Consider the following 11,641-nt stretch of genomic DNA (forward strand, 5'->3'; position numbering starts at 1 on the left):
GGTTAATCACGAATTTGATAGTGGAAGCCTAAAAATTGCTTAAATTTTTTCACTACATGTAAGCTGTGGCGAAGTAAATCACGCTCGGTTCTATCCAGTTGTTTAATATCAATGTTATTCAATGCTTCTTGCTTTTTGAGTTGTTGATTAAGGCGAACCTTAAAGAACAATTTCAGTGCTTCGTTGAGGTTATCTGCCGTTTCAGGCTCTAAGATGCGCTTATTTCTCAGTGCTTCAATGCGCTCAAACGTGTTCTTCTCCTCAATGGCATATTCCAAAGACAAGGTGCGAATGCCGTGCACAATTGGGAAAATGCCGCCGCGTTTAATATCTAATCCGTCCTTAGCACTTTTTACGTTGCCAAACAGAGTTAGGGGCACAGAAAACTGCAAGGCAGGGCGAGTAAAATCAGACAGTATCAACATGCGATCTTTCATTGTGTCGCGAAGGTGGGTCGCGATTGGAGCCAGCAGTTCGCGATTTCCCGCAACAGCATGGGCGTCACTGAAAATGGCTAAGTCCATGATTTGTTGTGGTTCGGCTTTAGCTATCCAGCGGTCTAAGGTGTTTATCCACTCTTGCTGCGTTTTGACCCATTTCGGGTTGTTGACCATGACTTTACCCGGGCAAAGTGGATAACCGAGCTGTTGTAGAGTGTGCGTGAAGGATTGCATCACTTGTTCGCAATGAGGCCATTCCAAACCATCTTGAATAATTAGAGCATTGTCTTGGTCTGTCTTGAGAATTTGTTCTCCTCGACCTTCTGAGCCGAGTACGATTAAGCAGCAATGATCGTGCAAGGCTGGTGGAACCACTAACTCGAACGCTTTTTCGATAATTTGCTCGTTCACGGCGGAAATTAACTCCATGATAAAGCGAGTGCGGATGCCGTTTCTCAATAAGCTCTCGACCAATTGACGTTGGCGGTTTGAGGCTAATGCGAGCTCTTCCACACTGCTTGCTCTGGCAATACTGAGCGTTAACACGTGAGAGTGGGTGGAGAACGCGCTGAGAATTTGGGTCATATCCAGCATGCCGATGGCTTGGTTGCCATCACATACCATGAGACGTTTCATTCGATTTCGGGTCATGGTGATCATGGCATTGAATAAAAAATCACCATCATCAACGTGATAGACAGGAAAGGTGGCGATATCACCAACAGGGGTATTGAGTGCGCTGCCATCTAACATCACGGAGTGCAGCATGTTGGTTCGCGTCACGATGGCGTATGGATGAGCCGAGGGCCATTTTTCTAATCGCGGATCGTCATCATTGAGTTTGACAAGTGCTGCATCGATCCCATTTGCTTTTAGGGTGTGCGTCACCTCGTTAATCGGCGTATTTGGCTCAAGGATCATCGGTGGGTGATAAATGCTGCGGTCAACTTTGGTGAGGATAAACTCTGCCAAGTTTTGTTGTTGGTGAGCGGCTTCGATGAGTTCTTGTCGCTTTGATAAATTGTTATCGAAATAGGCCGCAAACTGACCATTCTCGTTGTAAAGCGCCAGAAAGACGTCTTTCGGTAGCAGATAGGAGAGCGTGTCTTCAAGTGCGATGTATTGATGACGTACGTTGTCTTCAAGTAACGAGCGCACATCAAACATATCGTCGTTGGCATAATGCGCGAACACTTCCTGCTGATCTTGGGAGCGCTCTTCTACCGCGCCTTTGATCAGAATATGCAAGTGAGGGTTCTTCTGTCCGCAAGATAAAATTACATCTCGAGCTCGATAGTAGGCAACGTCCAGAGACGAGCGCAGTCGTGTCTGTTGTGCTTCGGTTAAGCGGTCGAACGGTGGAGATTGCATGTTAAATTTGTCAGGCATGAGAACACCCAATGATGGAAGGAACACTCTCTAAGTCTGACAAATTTCCTACCGGAAGCCAGACGACTTTGGTCTAAATCACGATGATTTCGCTTTAAGATGGCCAATGTCGCAAAGTTAGTATTCCATCGAGGAAACGATAAGTTGCCTATTCTTCCCTTTTTATAATACGCATAGCGATCCATAATTCCCGGTTCGAACGTTGATGTTCCCGTTTTAGGATATTAGTAATGTTGAAACCTTCTCCGTATGGCTGGATTTCCCAGTACTTTCTCGGATTCTTCTTTGCGTATGGCGTATATCTGCCATTTTGGTCACTTTGGTTTAAGGAGCAAGGTGTCTCTTCGACCGACATCGGTTTGCTAGTTGGGTTGGGTCTTGCGACACGTTGTGTCGCCAATATCGTGATCACCCCACGAGTGCACAAAGTTGAACACCTTATGCCTGCTTTACGTTGGTTGAGTTTCGCTGCCCTCCTTTTTGTTGGATTTCACTTTTTTACAGGTGGCAGTTTTTGGTTAATGGCGTTAGCGACGGTGCTATTTAACCTCTGTTGTGGACCGATTGTTCCATTATCGGATGCGATGGCAAACTACTACGCTCGTCTGAAAATGCTCGACTACGGCCGTACGCGCTTATGGGGCTCGATCGCCTTTATCGCGGGTTCGACGGCCGTGGGTTATCTGGTGGCTGAATTTGGCTCTGATATGATCTTGTACACGGCGATGGCCGGGGTATTAGTTTCGTTGCTATTTTCAATGCGTATGACTAACCCGATGCCCGTTACGCTTGGTGGGCAAAGCGCGGAGCGTCCAAAACTGAGTGCTCTTTTGACAGACAAGCCGATACTTAAATTCTTAGTGTTGGTGTCATTAATTCAGGGCAGTCATGCGGCTTACTACGGTTTTAGCGCTATTCACTGGAAAGCCGCAGGTCATTCGGAAGATGTGATTGGCTATCTGTGGAGCTTGGGTGTTGCAGCCGAAGTGGCAGTGTTTGCGCTGAGCAAGCGTTTATTTGTCGGTTGGTCAATGCGTGCGTTATTTGTTGTTGCTGCCGTTGGTGTGATGATGCGTTGGGGTATTACGGCATCGACAACGTCGATTGTTGCTTTGGTGATTGTTCAATTGTTGCATGGCGTGACCTTCGCAACGGCACACATTGCTGCGATTCAATATATCCAAAACTCGGAAGAGAATAAGATAGTGGCACTGCAAGCATTGTATAACGCGATTCCGCTAGGCGCATTCATCGCACTGGTGACCGTGTTGAGCGGCTGGGGTTATGAGCACTGGGGACCACTTGTGTTCTGGGGCATGGCCGCGATGGGTTTATTGGCATTGTTCATCAAGCTCGAACCACAAGAGCCACATCATGTGGTCGATGTATCAGACAAGTCACTGGAAACACAGAATTAGACTTCTGTGACAAAGGTTAAAAACTAAGCTTTGTCTCCGTTGTGAAAGCAGTGTTAAATGAAACCTCTCCCTAATGGAGAGGTTTTTTTTATTCTCTTGCTTTAACACGGCAAGAAAGGCAAGAAAGGATATCGGATGCAAGGATGGCTGGTGGTTCCCGTTTCTTTGGCGTATTTGGGAGCCTTATTTATCATCGCGTGGTACGGCGACATTCAGAAAAGGTGGTTAGCACGCTGGCGGCCGTGGATTTATAGCCTTTCCATTGCGGTGTACTGTACATCGTGGACCTTCTACGGCACGGTCGGGCAGGCCAGCAGTAACCCTTGGTCTTTCTTGCCCATCTATATTGCCCCCATTTTAGTGTTTACCATCGGATGGCGCGTTTTAGCTCGGCTTATTTTGATTGCTAAACGGGAACACATCACGTCGATTGCTGATTTTATCGGAGCTCGTTACGGCAAATCTCAAGGTTTGGCCGTAGTTGTTACACTCATTGCGGTTGCGGGAATTTTGCCATACATCGCTTTGCAGTTGCGTGGTATCACCATGGGGTTAGAAATCATTGCCCCAGAACTGGCTACCGATTTTGGTTATCAAAACGATAGCGTGTCGTGGTTTGTCGTGGTCGCACTGGCAATTTTTACCATGCTATTTGGTACCCGGCACATTGATAACACGGAACACCATCGTGGGATGATGATGGCGATTGCCTTCGAATCGATTATCAAACTGTTGGCGTTTTTAGTGGTCGGTGTATTCATTGTTTGGTTGGCGATGAACACCGAGAATTTGAGCTTAGTTGATGTTGCCGCACAGACGTATCAGTCACCGAATATCCCGACGATATTGATTCATACTGTACTCACGATGCTGGCGATTGTTTGTCTTCCACGACAATTCCATACGATGGTAGTGGAAAATGAACGCGCGCAAGATTTGCATGTTGCTCGTTGGTTGTTTCCCATTTATCTGATCTTGATGGGGATTTTTGTTTTACCTATTGCGTGGGTAGGGCAAGGTTTGTTGAGTGGTGTTTCGCCTGATACTTATGTGATCAGTGTGCCGATGTCGGTAGGGGCGAGTGAAATCGCTTTGCTTGCATTTTTAGGTGGCACTTCGGCGGCCAGTGGCATGGTTATCGTGTCGACGATTGCCTTAGCGATCATGGTATCGAACGACTTGGTTATGCCACTACTATTGCGTCGCATGCGATTGACGCAGCGTAACCATCATCACTTCTCTGAATTATTACTGCGGATCCGCCGTGGTCTGATTTTAGTCCTACTAATTGGCGCTTGGGGTTTTTATCAAGCGTTAGATACCATTCACTCACTCTCAGCGATCGGCTTTCTCTCATTTGCGGCGATCACGCAATTCGCGCCTGCGCTGGTGGGCGGTATGTACTGGCGTCAAGGGAATAAGAAGGGTGTGTATGTTGGCTTGGCGGTAGGCTTTACCATTTGGCTGATTACGTTAATGAGCCAAACGGACATGCTTGCCGGGAATGCCAGTAACAACTTTTTGATTTGGTTGATCACCCCACCAGAGGTATTGGCTGGCTTTGACATTGCGATTTCAGATTGGGGGATGATCCTCAGCGTGGTCGCCAATGCAGTGTGTTTTGTCGTGGTTTCTATGACTACACGACCAAGCCTAAGTGAGCGCTTACAATCGGCATCATTCGTTGGTACGCCACTGCCTGAAAGCGAAAACATGAGCCTATACCAGAGTCGTGTTACGGTTGCGGAACTAGAAATGCTAGCGTCTAGGTTTGTTGGGCGAACGCGAGTAAAAGCGGCTTTTCAAGCGTATTGGAGCCAGCAACGAGAAGAGCTAATGCCGAATCAGCAGGCGCCATCTTCTCTGATTCGACATACCGAACGTGTATTAGCCGGGGTATTCGGTGCTTCTTCTGCTAAGTTAGTACTCACTTCTGCCCTGCAGGGAAGAAACATGCAGCTTGAAGAGGTGGCGACTATCGTCGATGAAGCCTCTGAACTGTACGATTTTAGCCGAGGCCTACTTCAAGGGGCGATTGAACATATCGGCCAAGGTATTGCGGTGGTCGATAAGCAATTACGCTTGGTGGCTTGGAACCAACGCTACTTAGAACTCTTTGAATTTCCGCCAGGCTTGATCCAAGTTGGGCGACCGATTGCGGATGTGATTCGGCACAATGCAGAGCAAGGTTTATGTGGCCCAGGCGATCCTGATGACCACGTTCGTCGCCGTGTGTATCACCTTGAGCAAGGGACTCGGCACACCTCTTCTCGGGTCCGTCCCGATGGTCGCGTGATTGAGGTGCAAGGTAACCCAATGCCAGGAGGTGGCTTTGTGATGAGCTTTACCGACATCACCGTATTCCGTGATGCAGAGCAAGCACTGAAAGACGCCAACGAGACATTGGAAGAAAGGGTACGTCTGCGGACTCGAGAATTAGAACAACTTAACAAGCAGCTGGTGGCAGCGACGCAGCGCTCGGATTTGGAATCGAAGTCCAAATCACGATTCTTGGCGGCAGTAAGCCATGACTTGATGCAGCCACTCAACGCGGCGCGCCTGTTCGCTTCTTCATTGTCGGAAGTCGCCAAAGACAGCGAAGCTAAAAAGCTGTCGGCTCACATTGAGAGTGCTTTAGAGGCGGCCGAAGACCTGATAGGAGATTTGCTGGATATTTCGCGCTTGGAGTCGGGCAAGCTGGAAGTCAATGTGCACGGTTTTGCGTTAAACGATGTGTTGTCGAATTTGAATGCGGAGTTCAGCGCATTAGCCAAGCAACAAGGTATAGCATTCACCATGATTCCATCCTCACTCATGGTGAAATCGGATCCCAAACTGCTGCGCCGTGTGGTGCAAAACTTCCTGACCAATGCCTTTCGTTATAACCCGAATGGCAAAGTGGCGCTCGGTGTTCGCCGGGTAAAAGGGCGAGTGCGTATTGATGTGTGGGACAACGGTGTAGGTATTGAAGAAGAGAAGCAGCAAGAGATCTTTGAAGAGTTTAATCGCGGAACTCAAGTTCGTTCCGACCAAGGTCTCGGGCTTGGTTTGGCGATTTCCAAGGGAATTGCTCAAGTGCTCGGGCATGAAATTTCGATGCGTTCTTGGGTTGGTAAAGGCAGTGTCTTTTCTATCACGCTTGATAAAGCCGATCATGTGCAGCCGCACCCAGTTCAAGTCACGACAAGTAACCAATCTGAACTTGGTCATCTAAGAATTCTATGTGTGGATAATGAGCCCGATATTTTAGTCGGTATGGAAAACTTACTGTCTCGATGGGGCTGCGATACGCGAGTGGCGACCGATTTGGTCGAAAGTCTACAAGCACTCGAGGATGGTTGGATTCCGGACGTGATTTTTTCCGATTACCGACTTGATGATGGTCGTACTGGCTTGGAAGTGCTACAGCAATGTCGCTTGAGACTAGGCAGCTGCTTTGAAGGTGTCATCATCAGCGCGGATCGCACCGATGATATGCTTAATGGCATCAAGGCAAATGGGTTCAGCTTTATTGCGAAGCCAGTTAAGCCGCTTAAATTGCGTTCGGTGCTCAACCGCGTCGCATAGATTTAGAGTGTTTTAGCGTTGCTATAAAAGAGACCTCCGAATGGAGGTCTCTGTGTTTGTAATCTTATTTTGGTTTGTAGGCTGAGTTTGCCGCTTATTCCGCAACACCACCTTGGGTGAGTTTTGCGGGATTAAGCAATCGTTCTAACGTGGCTCTATCTAAATCGGTTTCTTCTTCCGCGACATCAATAATCGCACGACCCTGCTTATAGGCTTTCTTCGCGATTTCTGCCGCTTTCAGGTAGCCAATGACCGGGTTGAGAGCCGTGACCAAAATTGGGTTTTTGGCAAGTGCTACATCCAAGTTATCTTGGCGAACTTCAAACGTCGCAATGGCTTTGTCAGCTAAAGCGGTTGCGCTGTTAGAGAGTAAATCGATGCTCTCCAATACGTTATGAGCAATAACTGGCAGCATGACGTTAAGCTGGAAGTTGCCCGCTTGGCCTGCGACGGTAATGGTGGTGTCATTACCAATGACTTGCGCTGATGCCATAGCTGCGGCTTCTGGGATCACAGGATTTACTTTGCCAGGCATGATGGAAGAACCCGGTTGCAAGCCTTGTAATTCAATCTCACCTAAACCAGCCAATGGGCCTGAATTCATCCAACGAAGATCGTTTGCGATCTTCATGATCGCAACTGCTGCTGTTTTGAGCTGTCCCGACAGAGCGACGATCGCATCTTGACTGCTTAAATTGAAAAAGAAGTTATCACTGGCCGTGAACTGAATACGAGTTGACTGGGTTAGGTTGCTAGCGAATAAGTCTGCAAAGCGTGGATCGGCATTGATCCCCGTGCCAACCGCTGTACCACCTTGGGCTAAGGCTTTTGCCGCAGGAAGTGCTTGTTCAATCGCTTGTTTTGCGTGCTCGATTTGGAACTGCCAACCGCCAAGTTCTTGAGCAAAGGTAATTGGCATCGCGTCCATTAAGTGGGTGCGACCGGTTTTTACAACATCTTTCAATGCTTGTTGCTTAGACTCTAGTGTTTGGATGAGGTGTGACAGGGCCGGGAAGAGCTGTGTTTCAATGGCTAATGCTGCGCTAACTTGAATGGCCGTTGGCACCACATCGTTACTGCTTTGTCCCATGTTGACGTGATCATTAGGACTGACGGTACCGCCTAGATGCTGGGAGGCCAGTGTTGCAATCACTTCATTCGCATTCATATTTGAGCTGGTGCCTGATCCGGTTTGAAATACGTCAATTGGAAATTGCTCAATATGATTGCCCTCGATAATCGCCTGAGCTGCGTCAGCAATCGCATTAGCGATATCACCTTCAAGCAGCCCCAATTGTGCGTTGGTGAGTGCCGCAGTCTGCTTGATGTGTGCCAACGCTTGGATGAAGCCAGATGGCATCTTATGTTGACTGAATGAGAAGTTATCGACGGCGCGCTGAGTTTGGGCTTGGTAGAGTGCATCTGCTGGGACTTTCACTTCGCCCATACTGTCAGTTTCTATGCGGAATTCGGTGCTCATGGTAGGGATCCTTTTGGTTAATCGAGTGAGATTTGAATCAGGCGTAATTGTTGTTGTAATGCGAGAAATTTCACGTCGCCTTGTTCAAACTGATAGTAATAGCGTTTGAGACAGAATAATGGCGTATGGATAGAATCGAGACAGACACGACGGAAGATGCAACTGCGAGTGGAGTCTTGAATTGCGTCTAGTAGATGGAAATAAACCTGACGCAAAAACAGCTCACACAACAATAGATTTTCTTCATCGGCACCGTGTTCATAGCAGGAAGACAACACCATTCCCCAATGAATATAGTCATGAATTACGTCTGGCTCAAAGCCGTGTGGTGCGGCGAGAAGGAATCTATCTTGTGCTTTAAAAAATGCGTTAAAGATGTCCCGTTTGTTGTCCATAACCACCTCTCGTTTAATGTAATGATAATTATTATCAATTAAGTGGTGGGTTGGCAACCCTTTTTAGAGTAAGAGGTTGTTGAAGAAAGACTTACGGAAACAAAAGCCGACGTAAAAGCGTCGGCAGAGAGGGAATTATTTAGTCCTGAGGTGACAATGAGGTATCGACGTTTTGGATATCGGTGTCTTTATCTGTGGCCATTACTCTGTAAATAAGGTTTCGTACTTCACAAACGCGGTTTGTGTTTCGCCGTAATAAAGTGTGCCTCCAGATTGAATGACGACTCTTAACCAACTTTCTGCGGATGCTGGTCTTGGTAAGGTAATGTACCAACTTTTTCCAGCCTGATCGGCGGGCTTCATATCAATCGGCTGAGCATTTTTCTCTTCGTCATTAACGATGGAAACTTTGACCCCTTCGAGTGGATAGGCGGCATTGAGTGACAATTCTAAGCCATTTTTCGTGAGCTGTTCTGAGCGAAACTTCACTTTAAAGTCGCCATTTTCCATGTCACACAGTCCACTGGTGTAACGACAGTTAGACTTACTCGCGAGTTTGTAAGTTTCCCCTTCTTGTGCCGCGTGGGGTTTCTCGCTGAGTGCCATATCGGTGCCGAAGTAGGCGATCAAAGAAAGAATCGGCGCAATCAGCAGTGCGAGAATAAAGTGCTTGTTTTTGAACATAAAATACTAATTCCATCAATTATCTGTTCATTTTTACTGGCTAAAATCACTAATAACTTCGTTAATGATTTTGAAGGTAGAGCAACTAGCTTGCTGCAATCTTTGCCTTGTTCTAAACGATTGTTTCTGCGTTCCCCGAACATATAACCAATGCCATTCGTGTGCTTCCTTGCTACGGCTCAGGGAATCTAATTATTAGAATAAGTTAGGTGAATAAAAAAGCCCCAAGTGGGGCTTTTGTGGCTTGCGTTATATTTTAGTGATCCACGGCATCGCCTGCACCAACAGGGACACGAACGTGTTCAACAAGATCTTTAACTTCTTGAGGTGTTTCCGCCGTAACTTTCGATACCGCGAATGCCACGATGAAGTTAAATAGTGCGCCGATAGCACCAAACGCGTTTGGCTCAATACCTAGGAACCAGTTGGTTCCCCAGCTTTCTAGATATTTCCAGTCAGCAACGAATAGGATGCCTTTGTGCTGGAATACGTAGAACAGTGTGATACTGATACCAGCAATCATACCGGCGATTGCGCCTTCTTTATTGATGCCTTTGCTGAAGATACCCATCATCAACGCAGGGAAGATGGATGACGCAGCAAGACCAAAGGCGAGCGCCACCGTACCAGCGGCAAAGCCAGGAGGATTCAATCCGAGATAGCCTGCGGCTGCGATTGCCACCGCCATCGAGATTCGGCTGGCAAGCAGCTCCTTCTTCTCGGATATGTTCGGATTTATAACCCCTTTGATTAAGTCATGGGAAATCGCCGACGAAATAGCGAGCAACAGACCCGCAGCTGTGGATAGTGCTGCAGCGAGACCACCAGCGGCTACGAGTGCAATGACCCAGTTTGGTAGCTTAGCGATTTCTGGATTTGCTAGTACCATGATGTCACGGTCAACTCGCAATTCATTGGTGTCAGGGTTTGAGGTGTACTCAATCAGGCCATCGCCATTCTTATCATCAAAGCCTAATAGACCTGTTGTTTCCCAGTTCTTGAACCAATCAGGGCGCTCATCATACGCAAGGTGCTGACCAGGCGCAGGGGTGACGGTATCCATTAGGTTTAGACGTGCCATTGCTGATACTGCTGGCGCCGTTGTGTATAGAATAGCGATGAACACAAGTGCCCAGCCTGCAGAAGTACGCGCATCACGCACCTTAGGTACTGTAAAGAAACGGATGATAACGTGTGGTAGACCTGCAGTACCGATCATCAATGACATGGTGTAAACGAACATGTTTAGTGTGCTACCGCGAACCTGTGTGGTGTACTCACTAAAGCCGAGTTCGGTCACCACTTGGTCGAGCCTATCGAGCAGATAAACATCGGTGCCTTGAATGGTACTCCCGAGGCCAATCTGAGGTAGCGGGTTACCTGTAAGTTGCAGAGAGATAAAGATTGCAGGGATAGTGTAAGCAAGAATGAGTACGCAATATTGAGCAATCTGCGTGTATGTGATGCCTTTCATGCCGCCAAGTACTGCGTACATGAATACAATACACATACCAATCAGTAGGCCTGTTGAGTAATCAACTTCTAGGAAGCGACCGAAGGCAACGCCAACGCCTTTCATCTGGCCGATAACATAAGTGACCGATGCGATGATAAGACAGATAACCGCCACGATACGTGCCGTGTTCGAGTAGAAGCGTTCACCAACAAACTCTGGCACCGTAAACTTACCAAACTTACGTAGATAAGGGGCGAGCAACAGTGCAAGCAGTACGTAACCACCCGTCCAACCCATTAGGAATACGGAGCCGCCGTAACCCATAAAGGCAATCAGACCCGCCATTGAGATGAACGATGCCGCCGACATCCAGTCAGCAGCGGTTGCCATACCGTTAGCGATTGGGTTGACCCCGCCACCTGCGACATAGAACTCTTTGGTTGACCCCGCACGCGCCCAGATCGCAATACCGATGTAGAGGACGAAGGTTGCACCAACAACCAGGTAGGTAATAGTTTTCAAATCCATCTGAGTTACTCCTTACTCATCTACGCCGAATTCACGGTCGATTTGGCGCATCTTCCATGCGTAATAGAAAATAATACCTAGGAAGGTGTAGATGGAGCCTTGCTGAGCAAACCAGAAACCAAGTTTGTATCCACCTAATTGAAATTGATTAAGTACGTCGACAAATAAAATGCCGCAGCCGAAAGACACTACGAACCAGATGACCATAAGGCCAATCATGAGCTTCACGTTTTTGTCCCAATAGGCTTTGGCTCTTTCTTCGCTTTCAAATGCCATTGCCGTCT

The 11,641-nt window shown here is 47.7% G+C and carries 8 protein-coding genes; 2 read left to right on the forward strand and 6 right to left on the reverse strand.

What is annotated here, in order from left to right; genetic code table 11:
* Positions 1-2: 2 nt before the first annotated feature.
* Complete coding sequence (locus tag NL644_RS20605) at positions 3-1,829, reverse strand: DUF294 nucleotidyltransferase-like domain-containing protein (protein WP_065646969.1); 1,827 nt, start codon at positions 1,827-1,829, stop codon at positions 3-5.
* 230 nt (positions 1,830-2,059) lie between these two features.
* Between NL644_RS20605 and NL644_RS20610 the strand changes: the two genes are divergently transcribed.
* Entirely contained in the window at positions 2,060-3,247 is a 1,188-nt protein-coding gene (locus NL644_RS20610; protein ID WP_253658742.1) for a 3-phenylpropionate MFS transporter, read from the forward strand.
* 135 nt (positions 3,248-3,382) lie between these two features.
* The gene (locus NL644_RS20615; protein ID WP_253658743.1) at positions 3,383-6,814 is read left to right on the forward strand and encodes a PAS-domain containing protein; all 3,432 of its coding nucleotides are present in this window, start codon (positions 3,383-3,385) and stop codon (positions 6,812-6,814) included.
* A gap of 94 nt (positions 6,815-6,908) precedes the next feature.
* Here the strand turns inward: NL644_RS20615 and NL644_RS20620 are convergent, their stop codons facing one another.
* The 5 genes from NL644_RS20620 to NL644_RS20640 form a co-directional block, all read right to left on the reverse strand.
* Entirely contained in the window at positions 6,909-8,294 is a 1,386-nt protein-coding gene (locus tag NL644_RS20620) for a lyase family protein (protein WP_253658744.1), read from the reverse strand.
* Positions 8,295-8,311: 17 nt separating this feature from the next.
* Positions 8,312-8,689: a hypothetical protein gene (locus NL644_RS20625; RefSeq protein WP_048626674.1), complete on the reverse strand. Its 378-nt coding sequence runs from the start codon at positions 8,687-8,689 to the stop codon at positions 8,312-8,314.
* A 201-nt stretch (positions 8,690-8,890) separates the two neighbouring features.
* On the reverse strand, positions 8,891-9,373 hold the full coding sequence (locus NL644_RS20630; RefSeq protein WP_012841321.1) for a hypothetical protein: 483 nt from the start codon (positions 9,371-9,373) through the stop codon (positions 8,891-8,893).
* Positions 9,374-9,629: 256 nt separating this feature from the next.
* The gene (locus tag NL644_RS20635; RefSeq protein WP_253658745.1) at positions 9,630-11,357 is read right to left on the reverse strand and encodes a sodium:solute symporter family protein; all 1,728 of its coding nucleotides are present in this window, start codon (positions 11,355-11,357) and stop codon (positions 9,630-9,632) included.
* Between the two features lie 12 nt (positions 11,358-11,369).
* Positions 11,370-11,633: a DUF4212 domain-containing protein gene (locus tag NL644_RS20640; protein WP_005397548.1), complete on the reverse strand. Its 264-nt coding sequence runs from the start codon at positions 11,631-11,633 to the stop codon at positions 11,370-11,372.
* Between the last annotated feature and the right edge of the window lie 8 nt (positions 11,634-11,641).

Source organism: Vibrio sp. Y10_XG_PY6 (genome assembly GCF_024181795.1).
In the GTDB taxonomy this organism is placed as follows: domain Bacteria; phylum Pseudomonadota; class Gammaproteobacteria; order Enterobacterales; family Vibrionaceae; genus Vibrio; species Vibrio diabolicus.

Excerpts from the sequence above, each read along its gene's own strand:
- NL644_RS20640 (WP_005397548.1), bottom strand. The coding sequence starts at position 11,633 with ATGGCATTTGAAAGCGAAGAAAGAGCCAAAGCCTATTGGGACAAAAAC.
- NL644_RS20615 (WP_253658743.1), top strand. The coding sequence starts at position 3,383 with ATGCAAGGATGGCTGGTGGTTCCCGTTTCTTTGGCGTATTTGGGAGCC.
- NL644_RS20620 (WP_253658744.1), bottom strand. The coding sequence starts at position 8,294 with ATGAGCACCGAATTCCGCATAGAAACTGACAGTATGGGCGAAGTGAAA.
- NL644_RS20630 (WP_012841321.1), bottom strand. The coding sequence starts at position 9,373 with ATGTTCAAAAACAAGCACTTTATTCTCGCACTGCTGATTGCGCCGATT.
- NL644_RS20635 (WP_253658745.1), bottom strand. The coding sequence starts at position 11,357 with ATGGATTTGAAAACTATTACCTACCTGGTTGTTGGTGCAACCTTCGTC.
- NL644_RS20605 (WP_065646969.1), bottom strand. The coding sequence starts at position 1,829 with ATGCCTGACAAATTTAACATGCAATCTCCACCGTTCGACCGCTTAACC.
- NL644_RS20625 (WP_048626674.1), bottom strand. The coding sequence starts at position 8,689 with ATGGACAACAAACGGGACATCTTTAACGCATTTTTTAAAGCACAAGAT.
- NL644_RS20610 (WP_253658742.1), top strand. The coding sequence starts at position 2,060 with ATGTTGAAACCTTCTCCGTATGGCTGGATTTCCCAGTACTTTCTCGGA.